The sequence below is a fragment of the Opitutaceae bacterium TAV5 genome, from assembly GCA_000242935.3.
Lineage (GTDB): Bacteria > Verrucomicrobiota > Verrucomicrobiia > Opitutales > Opitutaceae > Geminisphaera.
In genome coordinates, this window is sequence record CP007053.1 from 5,921,783 (window position 1) to 5,941,867 (window position 20,085).

Genomic DNA, 20,085 nt, shown 5'->3' on the forward strand with positions numbered 1-20,085 from the left:
AAATGCCGGGATATTCCGATTTGTTTATAGTGCGATTAACGATTTCTTATTGACTGCTATATTGCAGGGGAATGGACATTGCCGCGGGCAAATGGAGACCGTCTTTCCGGTCTGCAGATGCTGTCGGCAGATGCTCCTCATACCAGGGCAGACGGGTGTTGTTTGCGATGCTTTTTCGATATATGGCCAAATTGTCAATCTTCTTGACCGATTTTATCGGTCAGATGAAAGTGCCTTTTGCCAATAATTTGTGAATTTATGAGGATGGCAGTCTTCCGGTTGCACCTAATGTTAATGGTTGTATATAGGAAAATATTTTTTGGGCGTATCTTCACGGGACGGAAAAAGAAACGAAGGGGAAGATCGCCCCGGCATTATTCCGAAGGCGGGAGATCCCTGCGTTTCCTGGCGGGGGAGGGGCGTGTGAGGGGTTTTATGTATCTATATTGGCGGATATCGAAGGTTGGGAGCGGGAGGGCGGATTGACGGCGTGAGGGGAGGCGACGGAGGAGGGCCGGAGGGGCGGGTCGGGGGCGGGCGGGGTGAGGCTGTCGAGCAGGGTCCCGGTTTTTTCCGCCCAGTCGAGATGCTCGAGACGCCAGGCGGCCATACGGCCAAGCTCGGCGAGATCTTCCGGTGGAGGAGAGGCGGGGGGGGAGCCGGCGGACTGCGGTTGCAGTGCGGGGTCGTCGAGAATCTGCCGCCAGGTGGCGCGGGCGGCGCCCGTCTGCCGGAGGCGTTCCTGGCAGAGGCCGATCTGGTAGAGGACGGGAAGGCGCCAGCGGGGTTCGGGAGAAATGCGGACGAGATGGTGGTAGATGGTGAGCGCGCCGGAGTAGTCGCCCTGGTTGTAGAAATCGTTGGCGAGCCAGGTGCCGGTGCGGCGCTGCCACCAGGCCCAGGCGCGGACGTCGGCGCCGGCATGGCGGTGCTCGAGGCGGAGGAGGTCGAGCGTGACGTCGAGGGCGTCCTGCTTGCGGCCGAGGCGCATCCAGATCGTGGCGAGCTGGTAGCGGGCTTCGCTCACGGATTCGTCATCGGGCCAGGAGGCGATGAAGGAGGTGAAGCCGGTGGCCGCGTCCTCGAGCCGGTTTTCGCGAAGCCGGGACATGGCGGCCATGAAGTGGGCGCGGGCGCGATCCCCGGGAGCGAGATCGAGAAGGTTGAGCCGGGAAAAAAAGCGGGCGGCGTCGGCGTAGTTGCCGGCGAGGTAGTGCGTCTCGGCGATTTCGAACTGGGCGGTGCGCGCGAGTTGCCGGTAATGCGCGGTCTGCCCGCTGGCGATCCTGAGCGTGCCGTGGATGACGTTGTAGAACTGGTCGATGGCGAGTTTCCAGGCGCCGAGCACACGGAGCACGCGGCCGTGTTCGAGGCACGATTCGGGGAGAAGGCCGGAGGCCGGATGATCCTGGCGGAGTTTTTCGTAAACGGCGGCGGCCTTGACGAGATCGCCCGCTTGGCGATGGGTGCGGGCGAGGCCGAGGAGGGCGTTTTCTTCATCCGCGGCGGACGGATCGCCAAGGAGGATCCGGCGCCAGGCGATTTCGGCGCCGGCGGTGTCTCCTTTGGCAAGGCTGCCGGCCGCGAGCCGGAAGAGGCTGGCGCGTTCCTCCGGTGAAAGGGCGGCGGCGGGCGGCGCGGGAAGAGCGGCGGCAGCATCGGGAACGGCCGGAACTGCGGGCGGGGCGTCGCCGGCCGGGAGGGTTGCTCCGGCAGCGGGAGGCGGGGCCGCGTCCGCACCGGTTTCCGCGAGGACGGCTGCGGGAAGGAGGAAGAACAGGAAAACGGGGACGGCGCGCGCAGGGAGATTCATTGTTGCCGGTAGGTGGCCTTGCTCTCGGGGAGCGGCGGCGGAGGAGGGATGACGGTGAAGGGCGGGCGGAAGTAGAAGAGCGGGTCTTCCGGCAGGGCGTGGCGGCGGAGGTCGTCGCCGAGTATCAGCGGGGCCATGACAGCCGGAGGCGGCGGTTCGCTGCGTGCCTCGACCTTCGCCGCCGGCGCGGCGACGGGCGGCGGGACGGGCGCCGGTGTCGTTTTTTTTATGATACGAGGGAAGTCGACGTTGGCGAGGGCGGGCGGCGCGGGCGCCGGTTTCCGGAGTCGGGCAAAACGCAGGGGAGCAGGCTCGCCGCAGACGAGCCAGGGCAGCGATTGGCCGGAGGGGACGGCGGGCTTCGGCGGGCGGGAAGGCGAGGAGGAGGCGCGATCCGTTTCCGCAGACGGCGCCGCCGCGGTGTCGTCCGGAGACCAGGTGAGGGTCGGGGGCAGCGGCGGGAGGCCGGGCGGCGAATCGTCGGCGGGGAGTTGCCGGGCCTCGTCAGGCCGCAGCGGGTGATCGTAATGCACGGGCGGAACATGCACGACATAGGCGCCGGGCAGGGGGCCGGAGAGGAGCACCGGGAGCAGCCATGCAGCGCGCAGCACGGACGATGACGGCGGCGGACTGACGGGGGGAGGCGATGGCAGGCGGCTCATGTGGCGGCAGGTTTCCCGACAAGCGGGAGAACGGGTATTCAGAGACGGGAGAACAGGAACAGGCCGAACACGATGGCGGCGGCGGTCAGCACCACGACGAGCGCGGCGACGATGAGAGTGGTATCCTTGGCATTCGGGTCGTCCATACGATGTGGCAGTGAATCGTTGAGCAGGAAACCGGAGTCATCCGGTGCAGATGAGAACGATGCTGATGGCGATCAGCGCGAAGGCGATGAGCAGGGAGACCGGCGAGGGACCTGATTCGTTGTCGTCTTCGGTTTGCATGGGAAGGAGAAGGGCGGCGGGCGCAGGGGGTCAGCTCGAGAAGATCACGAGCGAGGCGAGGACGATGAGGACGAGGCCGATGATCATCGGCAGCATGGTGGGACGCTCTTTTTCCGGAGGCGGCTGGTCGAAGGGCGAGAACTTGTCGTCGGGCGGAGGCGAGGAGGAGGAGCGGAGGCGTGGCGGATTCATGAGCTGACGGGTTGCGAAGCGGCGGAGGTGGTATCGGTGACGGAGGCGAGGGCGGCTTCCAGCGAGTCGAAAAAGTGCCAGTTGCGGGTGTCCTCGAAATCCTCGCACTCGGCGGTGATCGCGGGATTGCCGACGAGGCTGAAACGCAGGGCGAGCTGGTTGCAGGTCTCCATCGCCTGGAGCAGGAGCTTGATCACGGTCATGTCGAGATGCCGGAGCTGCTTGAGGTCGAAGACGGCCTTGCTGACGCCGGTATCGACGGCGTCGGCGATCTTGTCCTTGAGATACCGTGACACCTCGTTGACGACGCCCTGGCCGGTGTTTTCGGGCAAGCGCATGACGAGGAGGTTTTGTTCGATGGAGAAATAGCGGTGGGAGGTGTCGAGATTGAGGGCGCGGGCGACGCGGGTCTCGACTTCGCGCATGTCGAGCGGTTTGGTGGCGAGCGCGGTGAAGCCGGTTTGCAGGGCCTGCTGCTGTGCGAGGGCGTCGGTCTTCACGACGAGGCCGAAGACGGGGGTGTTGCGGGTGCGGGGATTGGCGCGGATGACGCGGAAGAGGGTGAACGCGGCGTCGTCGGGAAGCGACAGCGAGATCATGGCGAGGTCGGGCACGGTGCGGGCGCAGAAGTCGATGGCGGCGGCGGTGGTGTCGACGCCGGTCACCTGCCAGGGCGTGTGTTTCAGGCCGTCGGCGATCTGCCGGACGATGGCGGGCTTGTCCTCGACGACGAGGATGGCGGCGGGATCGAGAATGGTGCGGGAGCGGGCGGGCGAACCGGTGGCGGGCTGAAGATCGATGATGCGGCCGACCTTCTGCACGAGCAGCTCTTCCTTGAAGGGTTTTACGATGTAGTCGCGCACGCCGATCTTTGCGATCCGGAGGACATTCTCGCGGCCGCCTTCGGCGGTGAGCATGACAACGGGGATGGTCTTCAGCGCGGGGTCGGACTTGAGCTTCGTGAGCATTTCCACGCCGTCCATGACAGGCATGGTCACATCGAGCAGGATGAGATCGGGCCGGTCGCCGGCGGCGAGGGCGAGTCCGTCGATGCCGTTGGCGGCTTCGACGATTTCACAATCCCAGGGACGGAACGCTTTTTTGACGATGATGCGGACGGTGCGGGAATCGTCCACGGTGAGGATCTTGTAGCGCATGGCGTGCAGGTGCGGGAAGCGAGGGAAGACGGGGGCGGGCGGGATCAGATGTCGGCGTCGTTGCCGGCGTCTCCGGCCGGTTTCATGAGGAGGTCGGCAACGAGGAGATGTCCGTCGATGGTGAAGCGGTAGACGCGGCGGGTGGTGGAGCTGATGGGCTCGATGGAAAAATTGCTGCCGCGCAGGATGGAGGGGATGGTGAGGCGGCAGGGATAGCCGCGGTCGCAGAGCTGGTTCTTGAAGGTGCCAACGGTCATGTTGGTGAGCTCGCCGATGGCATCGTTGACGACCTCGTCGCCGGCGTCGTCGATCTCCTCGGGCGTCATGCCGAGAAGGCTGGCGGAGACCTTGCGCGCGAAGGCGGCGTCGAGATAGAGGTAGATGAGGCCGTTGATATCGCCGATGAAGCCGACGGTGCCGACCACCTGGGGCCCGTGAATGGACAGGGACTTGAGCCGGCGATCCTCCGCCGTGCCGGCGAGTTCGGCGGCGTGTCCGACCATGGTTCTGAAAACCTCCTGGACGGCGCGCGTGATCGTTTCCTGAAAAATGGTTTCGTTGATATCCTGGATGGCGGGCATGCGTTGAGGCGTGGATGCGAGGACGCCTGATCGGTGGAGCAGGCGGACCGGTTTGCGTGAGTGGAGGCGAGATAGCGCCGGCTCGTGTTATCGACCTGCCTCTTTTGTACTTTAGGAAAAAACACGGGGATGATTTTCCGTCGTGCGGCGGGGGTTGCAGATGCGTTTGCCTTGCGCTTCAGTTTTCGGGGTTGTTGCCGATGTGAAGAGCCATTGTGACTTCATCAGCCACCCTGCGCCTGCTTTCTTTTCTGCAACATGTGGAGGCCGTCCTGCGGCAACGTGCTCCGGGGATGGTGACCGGGGATATCCGGCGTCAGGCGAATTACAACCGGGGGCGCGCATGGATGGTCTGTGCGGACGGCGGGGGGCTGCTGTTGCAGGCGGCCGCGCTGGCGGAGGGCCAGCTCTGTCTGCGGGCCGTGGCCTCGGGCCCGGACGGCGAGGTGGCGGCAGCGCGATCGGTTTACGGAGCGGCGTCGGGATCCGACTGGCGCGCGGCGGCCGAGGGGCTGGCGGAGGCGTGGCTCGCGGGGCGGGGAGCCGCGAGAGAGCACAAGGAGTGATTTTTTCAGCCGTGTACCGAGCGAAGCGACAGTCTGACAAGAGCGCAAAAATCTTCACGCGGATGAAACACTGCGTGGCGCTTATAAGCGCCATGGAGAGTTTCCCTGCAAAAAGATCCTTTGCGCTCTTTTGCGGCTGAAAAATTTCTGCGGAATCTGAATCCGGCCGGGCAGGATCCGGGCGGGAAAGGGCAACGGTCAGGCGTGGACGGCCAGGCCGGCGCGGGCGGGGCTGCCGGAGCGCGGACGGTTGATGTAGGACTGTTTCACCGCGCAGAGCTGGCGATGGAGGGTTTCGAGTGCGCGCAGGCTGTTTTTGTCCGCCGCCGCGATGGCGGCGAGTTGCCGGACCCGGGCGACGCAACCGTCATGGAATTGCCGGAGGCGGGCCCGCAGCAGGGCGTCGGCGGAGGCGGCCGGTTCGCGGCGTCGGGGGAGATGGGCGACGAGCCCGCGCGTCACCGCGATCTGGCGGTCGAGCAGTTCGTCGAGTGCCGGCCAGTCTCCGGCATCGATCAGGGCGTTTTCCTGGCCGGAAAGCGTTTCGAGAGAATACAGCAGGCGGCGGGTCACGGGCATGGGAGGAGAGAATGACGAATTACGAATGAAAGGGAGGGGGGCAGCGCGATGGTGGCGGTGACAGGGATAGGAGGGGGCGTTTGTCATTCGTCATTTCCCGACGGTGTCGCCGGCGGGATTGGCAGTGCGCAGCATCTCGGCCCAGCCGTCGCGGAGATGGCCGACGAGGCGCTCGACCTCGATGACGGGAGCTTCGTCCTTGCGCCGGTTGGCCTCCTCGAGGCGGCGGATATAGTAGTCGTAGAGGCGTTCGAGATTGGCGGCGATTTCACCGCCGGCCTCGTGATTGAGCGTGGCCTGGAGCTCCTTGAGAATGGCCTGCGCACGCAGGAGCGAGGTGTGGATCTGCTCGATCCGGCGCACATCGTTTTCGGGGAGACGGAAACTCTCGCGGGCGAGCGCCATGAAACGCAGCGCGCCGTCGTAAAGCATGACGACGAGCTGGCCCGGGCTGGCGGTGAGGACGGACTGTTGCCGGTAAATGCGGGCGTAGTTGGGTGCGAACATGGAACTAGTCCTCGATGGCGGAGAGATCGGCGGCGGCGGAAACGAGGCGGGCGACGGCATCGATCACCCCGGCGTCGGGCCAGGCGGGATCAGCGGCGAGGTCGCGGGCGCGGGCGACGGCTTCGGGGCGGATTTCGGGCAGCGCGGCCAGCGCCGCCAGGAGGTTGGCGGCGTGGATCGCCGAGAGCCGTTCGTCGGCGGCGGCGCGGGGCGCGGCGCCGGTGGCGGCGGTCCGGGTTTGCGCCGGCAGCGCGCCAATGCGCTCCGGCGTGGAGGAGGTGGTGGAGAGTGGTCGGGAGATCATGGGAAGCTGCGAAATTTTTGTCGGGAGCGTGGCGGATGATTGACGGAGGGTATCAGCGGTGCTCGGGCGCCTGTCGCACGTCGATGCGGGGAGGGAGGGTCGAAGCGACTTCGCCGGAGGCCCAGGAGGCGAAATGCGACGGGCTTTGCAGGACCGAGGTGACCGAATCGCCGCGACCGTTGCCCGACTTGCGGGCGTAGCGGCGGGCGGAATTGGCGACGGCGGGAGCGGCGGCGTCGAAACGTTCGTCACAGGCCCAGACGAGGTTGCCGCGGCGCAGGTGGACGAGTTTGGCGCGCAGGCCGACCGCGAGGGGGGGCCAGGGCGTGACGCCGGTGAGATCGCAAAAGACGACGGCGTCGGCGCCGGTGATCGCGAGAATTTTTTCGAAGAAGGCGGCGGGCAGGAGCGAGGTCGAGCCGACGGAGCGCCGTCCGTCGGCGAGGTGGGAAATCTGTTCGCGGGGCACCGGGACGAATTCCGCCCGTTGCGTGCTCTGGAGCGCGGCGAGCCACACGGGATCGTACGAGGCGATAAAGTCGTCGGGCAGGGCGGCGGAGGAACCGTCGACCGGAAGCACGGCGATGCGGCGGATGTCTTCCGGCCAGACGGCGGCGCCCCGGCTGTTGGCCGGTGTGTAGAAGGGGCCGAGTTCGAGCGCATCGCGGGTGGCGGTGGTGCAGCCGCCGGCGGCGATAAGGAGGAGGAGAGAGAGCGCGAGAGGGCGCACGCGATGGAAAGAATCAGTCATCGTCTTTTTTGATGCCGAGCGCGTTATCGAGGAGAGTCTGCATCTGGTTGTATTTGGAGATGGAGCTTTCCATGGCGATGAAGGACGCCTCCATGCGGGCGCGCTGGGATTCGATCCGGCGTTCGAGGACGGCGATCTGGTCGTCGATTTTTGCGTTGGCTTTGGCGAGGGCGTCCGTCTGGCTTTTGAGGGAACCGCCGGTGCCGGTGGTGCCGATGTAGTTGGCGAGGAGGGTGTCGACCCTGGCGGCAAGTCCGGTGGAGCCGGTGGCAAAAAAGGCGGCGACACCATCCGGATCGTCGGCGAGCGCGGCGTCGAGCTTGGTGGAATCGGTGATGACGAGTTGCGGGGAGGTGCCTTTGAAGTCGATGCCGAGGTCGGTGATGCGGGAGATGGCGGCGCCGAGGCCGGTGACCGAACCGAAGACGGTGGAGCGGAGCTGGCTGGCCCAGCTTTGCACTTCGCGGTTCCGGCTGAGCGTGGAGGAGGTGACGGTGCTGCCGGAAACGGTGGTGGCGGTGACGTCATCGATGTAAGTCTGCACGGCGTTGTAGGCCGTGATGAAGTTTTCGATGGTGGAGCGCATGGTCTCCGTGTCGGCGCCGACGGTGACGGTGCCGGAGCCGGCTTCGGTCACGGTGAGGGAGAGGCCGGTGATGCCGTGATCGGTCGCGGTGAGGGTGTTGCCCGTGCTGGTGATCGGGGGGCCGCCGTTGACGGTGAAGACGGCGTTGGAGCCGAGCGTGGTGGTGGCGCCGGCGGCGGCGGTGAGCCCGAGCGCCGCGAGGAGGCCGCCATCGTCGGCGCCGAGGGTGATGCCGAGGCTGCCGGTGGTGTTGGCGGTGAGGGCGACGCTGTCGGTGGTGGAGTCGTAGCTCGCGGTCACGCCGGCGCTGCTGGCATTGATGCGGCGGATGAGGGTGGAGAGGGAGTCGGTGTTGGCGTCGTAAGCGATTTCCACGCCGTTAAGGGTGAAGGTGCCGGTGCCGTCGCCATCGGTGACGGCGGCGATGCCGGTGGCAAGGCCGGCGTTGACCAGAGGGGCGTTGGTGACGGTGCGTCCCAGGGTGGCGGTGCTGGCCACCGCATCGGTGCCGTTGCTGTAGAGCCTGGCGACGGCAAGAAAATTGGAGGTGTCGTTGGCGGCGCCGAGGACGATGGCTTCACCGTCGCTGGCGGTGAGGGTGATGCGGTCGGCCGCGGCGTCGTAGGCGGCGGTGACGGCGCCATCGGTGGCGGTGGCGATTTTGCCGAAGACGTCTCCGAGCGAATCACCGAGCCCGATGGTGACCCGGGCGCCGTTGACGGTGAAGGTGCCGGCGGTGACGGCGGTGGAGGTGGGGAGCGAGGCAAGAGTGAGGGCTTCGGCTTCCGCGCTCGTGGCGGCGAGTCCCTGGCTGATGCCGGCGGCGCCGGAGAGTCGGGTGGCGGTGGCGACTTCGAGCACGTTGATGGCCCAGGTGCCGCTGGCGGTGCCGGCGGAGGCCGAGGCGTTCCAGGCAGAGTTGCCGGAGCTGGCGGTGCGGGCGTTGAAAACCCCGTCACTTTGCAGGGCCCTGGAGGCGGTGCCGAGCTGGTTGAACAAGGTGCCGAGCGTATCGAGGGCGCTGATTTTTTGGGTATTTTCGCTCTGCTTTGTTTGCAGGCTGGTGATGGGGACGCGCTGGAGTGCCAGCATGTCCTCGATGAAGGATTCCCAGTCGAGGCCCGAGATCAGCCCGGTGAGTTGGATAGAGGCCATGGTGTGTAGGCGAGCGGTTGGCTTTTGCGAGGGGGCTATCGGCACGGAGGGATGGGGACTTTAGCCTGCATTGTCCAAATCCGGGCGACCGGATCCGGGCCCTGCCGGTGCCTCTGGATAATTTATGTTTTTTTGTGCAAATCCAAAGACTCTGAGACGTTGGTATAATCCTTGCAGATTTTTTAGCCGCAAAAGGGCGCAAAAATCATTCTGCCCGTCGTGAATCTCCCGCGCGCTTATAAGCGCGATGGAGGGTTTCATGCGCATAAGGATTTTTGCGCCCTTTCGCGGCCATTCCTCCGGTTCAGGCGGCCAGGCGGTGGCGGACGCCGGCGAGGGTTTCGGGTTCACATCGGCGCAAGTCCGCTGTTCTGGAATGACGGATACAAGGGAAGGGCGGAGGCGGTCCGGGGATTTTTCTAAAGTCCGTCCGGCGGCGCGCCGTAACAGGTTCTCATCTGCGACCTATCGCGCAGCCGGACCGGCCCGGTTCCTCCACCGGCCCGTCGCCCTACGGACAGGGCAGTTTTCAACATCAAGGAAGATATCATGGCTGTTGTCATCAACACCAACTTTGCCGCTACGATTGCCGCCAACAATCTCTCGGCCTCGAATGCAGCGCTGCAAAAGAGCCTCAACCGGCTTTCGAGCGGCTCCAAGATCGTCTCGCCCGCCGACGATGCGGGTGGCCTGGCGGTCTCGATGAAACTCTCGGCTGCGGCCACGCGCTCCGGAGCGACCATCACCAACATCGGCAATGCCGTCTCGCTTCTCGAAACGCAGGATGGCGTGCTCGGCACCACCGCCAGCGTGCTCGAACGCATCGGCGAACTGTACACCCTGTATCAGGACCCGACCAAGAACGCCGATGACAAGGCCAACTACGACGTCGAGTACCAGCAGCTCCAGAAGCAGCTCGCCAGCCTGACCGGCGAGAAGTTCAACGGCCTCGCGCTGTTCTCGACCGATTCGTTGTCCGTGCCGGTTTCCGAGGACGGCCTCCAGGCGGTCGAGCTCACGCCCAAGGATCTGGCGACCGGGTTGGGCGTCTTTTCCGACCCGGCCGGCGGCGGCTCGCTCGGAAGCGTTGCCGATGTGGCCGCGATCAACACCGCGATCCAGAACGTGGCCACATTCCGGGCCAACAACGGAGCGGAGCAGAGCCGCCTCGGCTTCGCCTCGGACGTGCTGACGACCAACAAGACCAACCTAGAGGCCGCCAACAGCCGCATCGTAGACGTGGATGTGGCCGAGGAATCGACGCAGCTCGCACGCTGGAATACCCTCGTGCAGGCCGGCACCTCGATGCTCTCCCAGGCCAACCAGAGCGTGAACACCGTTCTCGCCCTGCTCCAGTAAGCGGATCTTTCACCCCCCCCGGCATGCCGGCCGCGCGCGCCCTTCGGGCCCGTGTCCCTTGGCGGGAGGGGATTGACGTTTCGGGGCACACGCCCTGTTCGGCCTGGCCCGGAGCCGTTTCCCCATTCGGGCCCGTGGCGACGACGGACGTCGCATTCATCAAGGAAAGATAAACCCATGGCAGTAGTCATTAACACCAACTACGCGGCGACGATTGCATCCAACAATCTGTCGGCCTCGAACGCGGCGCTGCAAAAGAGCCTCAACCGGCTCTCGAGCGGCTCCAAGATCGTCAGCCCGGCGGACGACGCCGGCGGCCTGGCCGTCTCGATGAAGCTCTCCGCCGCGGCGGTGCGCTCCAGCGCGACAGCCACCAACATCGCCAACACCACGTCGTATCTGGAAACCCAGGACGGCGTGCTCGCCACCGCGGGCGATGTCCTCAACCGCATCTCGGAACTGTACACCCTGTACCAGGACCCGACGAAGAACACCAGTGACAAGGACAACTACGACGTCGAGTTCAAGCAGCTCCAGAAGCAGCTGGCCTCGCTCGCCGAGGAAAAGTTCAACGGCGTGGCCCTGTTCGGCGCAGACAGTTCCGGCGTGATCGAAAACGTCAAGGTTTCCGAGGATGGTCTGCAGAGCGTTGACATCACGGCCAAGGATCTGGCTACCACGCTGGGCACGACTCTGGTCGATGATACCGGAGCCGGCTCACTGGCGGGCATCGCCGATGTGGCCGCGCTCAACACCGCGATCCAAGCGGTGGCGACGTTCCGTGCCGAAAACGGTTCCGAGCAGAGCCGCCTCGGCTTCGCCTCGGATGTGCTGACGACGAACAAGACCAACCTCGAGGCGGCCAACAGCCGCATCGTGGATGTGGACGTGGCGGAGGAATCGACGCAGCTCGCACGCTGGAACACCCTCGTGCAGGCCGGCACCTCGATGCTCTCCCAGGCCAACAGTTCTGCACAGATCGCCCTCTCGCTCCTGCAGTAACCGGCAGATAACCGGGGTGCCGGCCCTCCGGCGGGCGCCCCTTCTGGACAGGTAGTGTGTAAACCAGCCCGACAGACCAGGAAACACGGACGCCGGAAACAGACCGGAGTCCGGTATCAGACAAACACCCCGTGCGCCTCCCGGCGTGCGGGGTGTTTTGCGGGTAGCACCCGAAAAACTCCCCTTAAAGTTTCTCCCCGGGGAACCGAAGTACACAGACAGGTATTTTTACCGAACCCTGCGCGCTTATGGCCCACCTGCTTCTCCTTGATGACCAGTTGGCGGCGCAACGTGTCTTTCCCAGCATCCTGGAGCGAGGCGATCACAGTTGCGACGTCGCCTCCACGCCCGACGAGGCGTGGGTTCTGCTCGACACGCATGTCGGGTACGATCTCGCCGTGGTCGAATTGCGTCTTGGCGGCGGGGCGGACGGCTTTGTTTTTCTGGAGAAAGTGCGGGCCGATCCGTTTTTCCGGACGCTGCCCGTCGTCATCTACACCGCCGTATCCGAGCGCAAGGCCGTGCGGGCGGCGCTCGATTACCGTCCCCGGAACTATCTGATAAAACCCTACGAGGACGAACTCATCCTCCAGGAAATCGCCAAGGCGCAGGAACAATCCTGGCTCCGGGCGCTGGTTCCGGAGCCGTCCGCCGTCGTCCGCCGTTCCGGAGTAACCATGGAATGGATACGCGACCAGCGCCGGGCGCTGGCGGATGCCCTCGCCGGCATGGAATCCGGCCTGCGCGCGTTTTTCCCGCCCCTTCCGGCGGATGTCCCGGAGGCCGGTGCGGCCCGGGCGGATACCGTGTCCGCTACCGGAACGCCGGAGGAGTGCGCCCGGTTTGCCGCCGACGTGGCCGGACTGGCGGACCTGGCGACCGCGGCCAGCGCGCCCGGCATCGCCCGCTGGCTGGCGGGAGTGACGGGGCCGCCGGCCGACGCCGGGGCCGCCGCGGCGCTGGCGGCTCTCTGCGCGCGAGCCGCACGCATCGTCCGGCTCGGCTCATCTCCGGATCGCGACGAACGCGCCGGCGACGCCCGGGCGGCCTCGCGCAGCGCCGGGCGGGCGCGAGCGGAGGAGCGGCGGACCGCCTCTCTCGACGAGGCGGAGCGGCAGGAGCAGCAACGCTGGATCGGCGCCGATCTTTCCGCCGGTCCGCTGGTCGATCCGCAGACGGTGAAGGCGCGGGCGGCGGCGTTGCCCGGCTGCCCGGTGATCGCGAGCGTGGCGGCGGCGTTCCAGATGGCTGCGTCGGCCAACCTGGCCAGCCTCGCCTCGGTCCAGCACCTCGTGTTGCGCGATCCGGGCCTGGCCGGCCAGATCCTGATCAGCGCCAACCGGCTGAACCGCGACGATGGCGATGCCATCAGCAGCCTGCGCGGCGCGGTGGGATGGCTGGGCAACGCCCGCCTGCAGGCGCTGGGCCGCTCGCTGGTGACGATCGATGAAGAAAATCTGGCCCCGCTCTCCTGGACGCAGTTCTGGATGTTTCAGGTGGCCGTTGCGCACCTGGCGGAATTTGTCTGCCAGGCGCTGGAGCAGGAGCACCTGGCGCGCACCGCCTACAATGCCGGCCTGATGCATGATCTCGGACAACTCGTGCTGTTGAAGCTCCATCCGTACGCCTTCCGGGCGATCACGCGTCATGCCCGGCGCCATGAAGTGCCCCGGCCGGTGGCGGAACGACGGTTTCTGGGATGCGAGGTGCGCGAGATCGGCGAGGCCTTTGCCCTGAAACACGGGCTGCCGGCCGCCTACACGGAGGCGATCCGCTGCGCGGACCAGCCGGAAAACGCCATCCGCCACCGTGATCTCGTGGCGGTGGTGGCACTGGCCCGGCATCTCTGCCTCCGCTACCAGATTGGCGAGTGCGGCGAGTGGACCGGCGCTCTGGCGCGCAATCCGGAAGACACGACGGCGTGGCCGATTCTCAACGAGCGGGTTTTCCCCGGCTTCAACTGGCGCCGGTTTTCTCTCCAGGCGCACGCACGCATCCTGCGGCTGAAAAACGAACTGCGGGGCCGCCCCCGCTGAGAACGCTTCGCCCGACGCCGGGTTGCGCCCCGTTGCCCGGGCCATGCATGCATTTGGCCCCAGGCGCCGGTTTCCGCTAAACCCTCCGCCGGGATGCTCCGATTAACGGGAGATCGTGTCATCATCCATGGCGAACACCCGTGACGTCCCCTGCGGCAGCTCTTCCGGTCCCTACACAGACGAGGAAATCTGCCGCCGCATCGACGCCTGTCCGAAACTGGCCTCCCTGCAGAGCATCAACACGGATCTGGCGCGGGCCGTGAATTCCGAACGCAGCTACACCGCGCAGATCGCCGAAATCATCCGGCGCGACCCGTCGCTGACGGCGCGGCTCCTGCGCATGGTCAACAGCGTGTTTTTCGGGCTGAGCGCCAAGGTCAACGACATCGAGGAGGCGGTGCTCTTTCTCGGCATCCGGCAGATTCGCGAACTGTCGATGGCCACGCCGGTGATCGAGGACATGCAGCGCATCGGCGGCCAGGGGCTCGACCTGCCGTGGCGCGAACTGTGGAAGCACTGCATCGGCTCCGGCATCATGACCCGCGAAATCCTCAGCACGACGACGCTCTCCATCGACGACGACATGGACTACATCATCGGCCTGCTCCACAATGTCGGCAAGGTCGTCCTCGCCACCGCCTTTCCCGCCGAGTTTGCCGAGATCGTGGTGAGCGCCTGCGCCGACACCGCCGCCGTGTGCGCCGTGGAGCGCGCCCTGGTCGGCCGCGATCACGCCTGGATCGGCGGCTATTACCTGCAACGTCACCGGCTCTCGAACGAGATCGTCGAGGCGGTGCTGCACCACAACGATCCGGAGACGGCGCCGGAACATGCCTTTTGCGCGGCCGCGGTGCAGGTGGCCGACCAGCTGGTGCGCCAGGCCGGCATCCGGGGCGGTTTCGAAAACGTCCCGGCGCTGGCGCCCGATGCCTGGGAACGGCTTCCCGGCTGGCGCATCCTTTACGGCGAAAGCGAGCGCAGCACCCGGCTCGCCCGGGCCGCCCTTTCCAACAGCGTCCAGCGACTGCCGTTTATCCTGAGCGGCCTGATATGAGACTTTGCACCGCCTGCCAATCCGGCCGCTTCCGGCCTTCGTTCATCTTTCCCGCACCATGATGCCCCCCGCCGTTTATACCAGCGGCCCCGCGCCCTTTTCCGGCGCGGAAACCGATTCCCGGGTGAGCCCCTGGGCCAACAGCCTGGAGCTTGCGGTCGTGCATGATTTTTCCGGTCTCGTCCTCGCCGGCAACTCCGCCTTCGCGCGCAAGCTCGGGCGGCGCATGGAGGATTGCGTCGGGCTGGAGCTGGCGGATCTCGTGCACGCCGACGATGCGGAAAACTGGCGGCAGGCGGCGGCGCGGCTGCATGCCGCACCGTTTCACATCGTCCGCGAACATCGCTGGCACACCGCGCAAGGCTGGCGCTGGATCTCCTGGGAAGAGACGCTGCTGCGCGACGTCGACGGCCGGCCCCTTGCCGTGCGTTCCATCGGCCGCGACGTGACCCGGCGGAGGCTGGGCGAGGAGCATTTTTCAAAACTCGCCCAGGCTGTCGAGCAGGCGCCGGTTTCCATCGTGATGACGACGCCCGAAGGGCGCGTGCAATACGTGAATCCCCGCTTCTCCCAGCTCACCGGCTACACGCTGGAGGAAATTTTCGAGCGCGATATCCGCGTGCTGCGCGAGGGACACCCGGACGAGGAATCCTGGCGGCAGTTCTGCGAGACGGTGGCGGCCGGCCGCCAGTGGCGCGGCGAGCTGCACACCTCGTACCGGGGAAATCCCGACGTGTGGGAAAATGTCCTGGTGTCTCCGATACGGAGTCACGCGGACGAGATCACGCACCTGCTCTGCCTGCGGGTGGACATCACCGAGCGCAAGCACCTGGAGGAGCAGCTCCGGCAGTCGCAGAAGATGGAAAGCCTCGGCACGCTGGTGGGCGGCATCGCGCACGATTTCAACAACCTGCTCGCGATCATCAAGGGCTTCGTCGAGCTTTCGCTCGCGCGCGTGCCGGCCGGCGACGAGACCCTGCTGCGTTATCTGCGCGAGGTGCACAATGCGACGCAGCGTTCGGTCGGCCTCGTCAGGCAGATCCTGACTTTCAGCCGCAAGGCGGAGGTGAGTTACCGCGCCGTCGATCTGAACCGGCTCGTTGCCGAGCACGTGCAGATGCTCGGCGAGACGTTTCCGCGTCCCATCGAGTTTCGCCAGAAGCTGGAGCCGGGGCTGCCGGCCCTGGCGGCGGATCCGAACCAGTTGCAGCAGGTCCTGATGAACCTGTGCGTGAATGCGCGCGACGCCATGCCGGCGGGAGGCGTGCTCACGCTGGGCACGCGCCGCGTGGCGGGGGCGGAGATCGCCGCGTTGCAGGCGAACACACAGCAGGATTACCTGGAATTGTCCGTCAGCGACACGGGGTCGGGCATGACCCCGGACGTGCGCGAACACATTTTCGAACCCTTTTTCACGACCCGGCAGGGCCACACGGGGACGGGTCTCGGGCTCTCGGTCGTGTACGGAGTGGTGGTCAACCACCACGGCCTGATCGACGTGCAGACGGCGCCGGGGGAGGGGACGACCTTTCACATCTATCTGCCGTTGCAGGAGCGCATGCTGCCGGCCCCGATCGCGGAGGAGCGGGGTCAGGAGCCGGCGGCGGCAGGGAAAGGGGAAAGCATTCTGGTCATCGAGGACGAGGCGAGTTTGCGGCTGCTGCTGAATACGCTGTTGCGCGAAAACGGCTACACGCTCCATCTCGTCGCGGACGGCGACGAGGCGATGCGGGCGATCGGGGACGAGTCGCTGAAGATCGACGCGGTGTTGCTGGACCTGAATCTTCCGCGCGTGCACGGCCTGGAGATTTTCCGGGCGATCCGGGCGCGCCGGCCCGAGGCCAGGGTCATTGTGCTGAGCGGCAAACTCATGCCTGAAATGCGGGACCGGCTGAGCGAGATCGGCCCGGTCGAGTTTCTGGAAAAGCCCTACAATATCGAAATGCTGAACCGCTGCCTGCGCGCCGCCCTGGACAGGAAACCCGGTTAGCCCGCCTGTTTCAAGGGACTCAGGGCGAACGGCGAAAGCTGATCTCGAGATCGACAATCTCGGAGACAGTGCCGATGCGGGCGGGCAGGCCCCAGAGGCCGAGTCCGGAGGTGACGCAGATCTGGAAATCGCCGCGGCGGGCATGACCATACGCAACATCGTAGAGCCGTGCGACGACCAGGCTGATCGGCCAGACCTGGCCGTTGTGAGTGTGGCCGGACAGTTGCAGATCGATGCCCGCAGAGGCCGGAGTCACCAGGTCGTTGGGCTGATGGTCGAGGAGGATGAGGGGGCGAGTGCGATCGACGCCGGCATCGGCAAGGAGTTGCGCGAGGGGCTTGCGGGTGCGGATCGTGGCGTCGTTGCGGCCGGCCAGCCAGAGGGCGCCGCCGGCGAGCGGAACGGCTTTGTCGCGCAGGACGCGAATGCCGTAGCGGCTGAACCAGGCGGCGCAGTCGTCGGCGCCGGAGTAGGTTTCATGGTTGCCGAGCACGGCATGGACACCGAGCGGGGCGCGGAGTTTTGCGAGTTCGGCGCCGATGTCCTGTTCGACAAGCGGAGCGAGGCCGTTGTCGAGCAGATCGCCCGCGAGAAGGATGAGGTCGGGGTTGAGGGCGTTGATGCGGCGGACGTAGTCGGCGGTGCGTTTTTTCCCGATGATGTCGCCGATATGGAGATCGGCGGCAAAAGCGACGCGGAGCGGTTGCGGCAGGCGGGGAGAGGCGGCGGGGGACGACGCGGCGGGGATGGCGGGCTTGTCGATGTGGATCGCGTAGCGGGTGACTTGCGGGTGGAGGAAGCGGATGTAGCCTGCGGTAAAAATGAGGACGACGAGCAGGACGGAGCCGAGCAGGCCGAGGGTGCGGGCGCGCTGCGGATTTTGCCGGAGCGATTGCGGGACGAGCGAGGGGCGTAGCCGGGCGGCGATACGGACGATTTCGAAGGCGAATGTAATGAGGCACCAGTACGGGAGTGTCACGAGCCAGATCCCGCCGACGAGCCGGCAGGCGCGGGCAACGGGTTCCCACAGATCGGCGAAACGCAGGAGGATGCCGACCATGAAGGAGAGGGAAAGCGCGGCGATGAACGCGGGCCAGAGGTTGCGCAGCCAGCGGCGGCGGGGGAGCGCCTGCCAGCTCCGGAAGCCGAGCCAGAGGCAAACGAAGAGGTAGGTGATGAGGATGAGGGAAAAGTGGTCGCGCACAGCGTTAAAGCAGAGAGGGGGATGATAGTTGTGTTCGAGGAGGGGAGGCCGCTATCCGGGCAAAAAACGCCTCACCACTTTCATTCAGCCTCCTGCTCTCTCCATCTGTTCCGCTGGCTCCATCCACTTGCCGTGTTGCTTGATGAGTTCGATGAGGCGGGCGTCGGCTTCGGCCTGGGGGATGTTGTACTGGACGCAGTTTTTGCCGACGTAGAGATTGATTTTCCCCGGAGCGCCACCGACGTAGCCGAAATCGGCGTCGGCCATCTCGCCAGGGCCGTTGACGATGCAACCCATGATGGCGAGTTTCACGCCCTTGAGGTGCCCGGTTTTCTGGCGGATGCGCTGCGTGGTGGTTTGCAGGTCGAAAAGGGTGCGGCCGCAGGAGGGGCAGGCGACGTATTCGGTTTTCGTGACACGTGCGCCCGCGCCTTGCAGGATGTTGTAGGCGAGTTTGTTCGCCCGCACCGGGTCGGGGTCGGTCTCGACACTGACGAGGTCGCCGACGCCGTCGCAAAGAAGCGAGCCGGTGAGAATGGCGGCGTCGAGGAGGCGGGAAAGGAAATCCGGGGAATCTCCGGTGGTGGCGCGGATGGCGGTTTCGGCGGTGTTGCGAATCCAGATCGGCGCGCGGGCCGCGGGTGCAGGCGCGAGCGCGCGGAGGGCTTCGGCGAGAGCGCGATAGCGGGCGGTGGGAGAGGCTTGCGGAAGCGGGAGGGCAGGGGGGGAGGCCGGTGCCCGCGTATCCAGAGTGAAGATCAGGCGTTGGCCGGCCGGGAGGGTGCGGAGAACCGGAGCGAGCGCGGGGAGCGCTTCGGCGGTCGTGGCGATGGCGAGCGCGTGGTTGCGGGCGCGGGCGAACGTGGCGAAGGCCGTGAGTTCGCCGATGTCAGCAGCAGAGCCGGTAAAAGGCCGGAGGAGGATGAGTGAAGACGCGAGCGTACCTTCCGGAATCGCGGATTCGAGGGTGGCAACGGAGAGCGCGGGAGAGAGCGCGAGAACATCGGCGGGACGGAAGGAAGAGGCGGGCGGGTTGCCTGCGTCTCGTTGCGGACGGGGTGCCTGAGCGACAAAAGCGCGGAGGGCGTCGGCGTCGGAAATCGGATGGACGCGGCCTTCGACGGGAGTGTCGGAATCACGGGGCGGAAGGGCGGGCGGTTGGGGAGCGGGCGGGACACCCGCGGCACACGGGCTGGAAGCCCGTGCCACCTCATGGGCTGGAAGCCCATGCCACGTTGCGGGCGGGACGCCCGCGCCACTGAATACGCGCGGCGGGTGGTCGGGACCGACCGGGAGGCCGGGGGAGAGTTCGACCGGGAGAATTTCGCGGCGGGTGTAGCGGTAGGGATCGATGCTGTCGGTTTCGGAAGCGGGCGGGACGCCCGCGCCACCTTGCTGCCAGAGCGCGTGGGCCTTGGCGGCGAGTTTTTGCGCGACGGGTATTTCGTAAACGCTGTCCTCGGTGAGCGACACGCGGATGGTGTCACCGAGGCCGTCGTAAAGGAGGCTGCCGATGCCGATGGCGCTCTTGATGCGGCCGTCCTCGCCATCGCCGGCCTCGGTCACGCCGAGGTGGAGCGGGTAGTGCATGTCCTCCTGGTCCATCCGGGCGACGAGGAGGCGGTAGGCCTGGATCATGACCTTGGGGTTGGAGGCCTTCATCGAGAGCACGATGTCGCGGAAGTTGTGGCTTTCGCAGATGCGCAGGAATTCGAGGGCGCTTTCAACCATGCCGAGCGGCGTGTCGCCGTAGCGGTTCATGATGCGGTCGGACAGCGAGCCGTGGTTGGTGCCGATGCGCAGGGCGCGCCCGAGGGCTTTTGCCCGGAGCACGAGCGGGGTGAAGGCATCGTAAATGCGTTGGAGCTCCCGCTCGTAGTCGGCATCCGAATACTCGGTGACGGCGAATTTTTTCTTGTCGGCGTAGTTGCCGGGGTTGACGCGGACTTTTTCGACGTGCTCCACGGCCTCCATCGCCGCGGAGGGCAGGAAGTGAATGTCGGCGACAAGCGGGATGTGGCCGAAGCCGGCGGCGGTGAGCTGCTGGCGGATATCCCGAAGCGCGCGGGCGGCGGTGACGTTGGGCGCGGTGACGCGGACGATCTCGCAGCCGACCTCGGCGAGGGCGATCGATTGCCGGACGGTGGCGGCGACGTCCTGCGTGTCGGTCGTCGTCATCGACTGGATACGCACCGGATTTTTTCCGACGATCCCGCCGGGTCCGCCGATGCCGACGGAGCCGACCTGGACCTCGACCGTCTCGCGACGGAGGGTGTGGTAGCGGGATGGGCAGTAGCGCATG

At 66.1% G+C, this 20,085-nt stretch carries 21 protein-coding genes; 7 read left to right on the forward strand and 14 right to left on the reverse strand.

All coding sequences use genetic code 11. The features are described from left to right. Positions 1 to 71 precede the first annotated feature (71 nt). A complete protein-coding gene (locus OPIT5_25045; GenBank protein ID AHF94745.1) occupies positions 72 to 254 on the forward strand; it encodes a hypothetical protein in 183 nt (60 codons plus the stop codon). A 179-nt stretch (positions 255 to 433) separates the two neighbouring features. On the opposite strand, the gene OPIT5_25050 is transcribed toward OPIT5_25045, so the two are convergent. From OPIT5_25050 to OPIT5_25080, 7 genes are read right to left on the reverse strand one after another with little or no spacing between them, the layout of a single operon-like run. Next, positions 434 to 1,813 carry a hypothetical protein gene (locus tag OPIT5_25050; GenBank protein ID AHF92983.1) on the reverse strand — a complete coding sequence of 460 codons (1,380 nt, stop codon included), beginning with the start codon at positions 1,811 to 1,813 and terminating at the stop codon, positions 434 to 436. Further along, the gene (locus tag OPIT5_25055) at positions 1,810 to 2,475 is read right to left on the reverse strand and encodes a peptidase C14 (protein ID AHF92984.1); all 666 of its coding nucleotides are present in this window, start codon (positions 2,473 to 2,475) and stop codon (positions 1,810 to 1,812) included. The genes OPIT5_25050 and OPIT5_25055 overlap by 4 nt, the downstream gene beginning before the upstream one ends. A gap of 38 nt (positions 2,476 to 2,513) precedes the next feature. After that, a complete protein-coding gene (locus OPIT5_25060) occupies positions 2,514 to 2,621 on the reverse strand; it encodes a hypothetical protein (protein ID AHF92985.1) in 108 nt (35 codons plus the stop codon). 37 nt (positions 2,622 to 2,658) lie between these two features. Beyond that, positions 2,659 to 2,760, reverse strand: a complete 102-nt coding sequence (locus OPIT5_25065; GenBank protein ID AHF92986.1) for a hypothetical protein — start codon at positions 2,758 to 2,760, stop codon at positions 2,659 to 2,661. 30 nt (positions 2,761 to 2,790) lie between these two features. Continuing rightward, on the reverse strand, positions 2,791 to 2,952 hold the full coding sequence (locus OPIT5_25070) for a hypothetical protein (GenBank protein AHF92987.1): 162 nt from the start codon (positions 2,950 to 2,952) through the stop codon (positions 2,791 to 2,793). After that, the gene (locus tag OPIT5_25075) at positions 2,949 to 4,109 is read right to left on the reverse strand and encodes a histidine kinase (protein ID AHF92988.1); all 1,161 of its coding nucleotides are present in this window, start codon (positions 4,107 to 4,109) and stop codon (positions 2,949 to 2,951) included. Before OPIT5_25075 ends, OPIT5_25070 begins: the two co-directional genes overlap by 4 nt. A 44-nt stretch (positions 4,110 to 4,153) precedes the next feature. Beyond that, positions 4,154 to 4,690 carry a chemotaxis protein CheC gene (locus OPIT5_25080; protein AHF92989.1) on the reverse strand — a complete coding sequence of 179 codons (537 nt, stop codon included), beginning with the start codon at positions 4,688 to 4,690 and terminating at the stop codon, positions 4,154 to 4,156. A 293-nt stretch (positions 4,691 to 4,983) separates the two neighbouring features. Here OPIT5_25080 and OPIT5_25085 point away from each other — a divergent pair, with 293 nt between their 5' ends. Then, entirely contained in the window at positions 4,984 to 5,256 is a 273-nt protein-coding gene (locus OPIT5_25085) for a hypothetical protein (GenBank protein AHF92990.1), read from the forward strand. 198 nt (positions 5,257 to 5,454) lie between these two features. Here the strand turns inward: OPIT5_25085 and OPIT5_25090 are convergent, their stop codons facing one another. The 5 genes from OPIT5_25090 to OPIT5_25110 all read right to left on the reverse strand — a co-directional run bounded on the left by OPIT5_25090 (position 5,455) and on the right by OPIT5_25110 (position 9,138). Further along, on the reverse strand, positions 5,455 to 5,835 hold the full coding sequence (locus tag OPIT5_25090; GenBank protein ID AHF92991.1) for a hypothetical protein: 381 nt from the start codon (positions 5,833 to 5,835) through the stop codon (positions 5,455 to 5,457). Positions 5,836 to 5,925: 90 nt separating this feature from the next. Further along, positions 5,926 to 6,342 (reverse strand): flagellar biosynthesis protein FliS, encoded by a 417-nt coding sequence (locus OPIT5_25095; GenBank protein AHF92992.1) that lies wholly within the window; start codon positions 6,340 to 6,342, stop codon positions 5,926 to 5,928. A 4-nt stretch (positions 6,343 to 6,346) separates the two neighbouring features. Continuing rightward, a complete protein-coding gene (locus tag OPIT5_25100) occupies positions 6,347 to 6,646 on the reverse strand; it encodes a hypothetical protein (protein ID AHF92993.1) in 300 nt (99 codons plus the stop codon). A gap of 52 nt (positions 6,647 to 6,698) precedes the next feature. After that, positions 6,699 to 7,397 carry a hypothetical protein gene (locus tag OPIT5_25105; GenBank protein ID AHF92994.1) on the reverse strand — a complete coding sequence of 233 codons (699 nt, stop codon included), beginning with the start codon at positions 7,395 to 7,397 and terminating at the stop codon, positions 6,699 to 6,701. Then, positions 7,390 to 9,138 (reverse strand): flagellar hook protein, encoded by a 1,749-nt coding sequence (locus OPIT5_25110; protein ID AHF92995.1) that lies wholly within the window; start codon positions 9,136 to 9,138, stop codon positions 7,390 to 7,392. Before OPIT5_25110 ends, OPIT5_25105 begins: the two co-directional genes overlap by 8 nt. 549 nt (positions 9,139 to 9,687) lie before the next feature. On the opposite strand from OPIT5_25110, the gene OPIT5_25115 reads away from it, so the two are divergent. From OPIT5_25115 to OPIT5_25135, 5 genes are all read left to right on the forward strand, one after another. Continuing rightward, positions 9,688 to 10,497 (forward strand): flagellin, encoded by an 810-nt coding sequence (locus tag OPIT5_25115; GenBank protein ID AHF92996.1) that lies wholly within the window; start codon positions 9,688 to 9,690, stop codon positions 10,495 to 10,497. Between the two features lie 177 nt (positions 10,498 to 10,674). Further along, the gene (locus OPIT5_25120; GenBank protein AHF92997.1) at positions 10,675 to 11,499 is read left to right on the forward strand and encodes a flagellin; all 825 of its coding nucleotides are present in this window, start codon (positions 10,675 to 10,677) and stop codon (positions 11,497 to 11,499) included. 248 nt (positions 11,500 to 11,747) lie between these two features. After that, a complete protein-coding gene (locus OPIT5_25125) occupies positions 11,748 to 13,535 on the forward strand; it encodes a histidine kinase (GenBank protein AHF92998.1) in 1,788 nt (595 codons plus the stop codon). 127 nt (positions 13,536 to 13,662) lie between these two features. Next, a complete protein-coding gene (locus OPIT5_25130) occupies positions 13,663 to 14,589 on the forward strand; it encodes a histidine kinase (GenBank protein AHF92999.1) in 927 nt (308 codons plus the stop codon). A gap of 58 nt (positions 14,590 to 14,647) precedes the next feature. Further along, positions 14,648 to 16,579 carry a histidine kinase gene (locus tag OPIT5_25135; GenBank protein AHF93000.1) on the forward strand — a complete coding sequence of 644 codons (1,932 nt, stop codon included), beginning with the start codon at positions 14,648 to 14,650 and terminating at the stop codon, positions 16,577 to 16,579. A 19-nt stretch (positions 16,580 to 16,598) separates the two neighbouring features. Here OPIT5_25135 and OPIT5_25140 read toward each other — a convergent pair whose 3' ends face one another. Next, entirely contained in the window at positions 16,599 to 17,783 is a 1,185-nt protein-coding gene (locus tag OPIT5_25140) for a metallophosphoesterase (protein ID AHF93001.1), read from the reverse strand. 84 nt (positions 17,784 to 17,867) lie between these two features. Further along, positions 17,868 to 20,084: a 1-hydroxy-2-methyl-2-(E)-butenyl 4-diphosphate synthase gene (locus OPIT5_25145; protein ID AHF93002.1), complete on the reverse strand. Its 2,217-nt coding sequence runs from the start codon at positions 20,082 to 20,084 to the stop codon at positions 17,868 to 17,870. Position 20,085 lies beyond the last annotated feature (1 nt).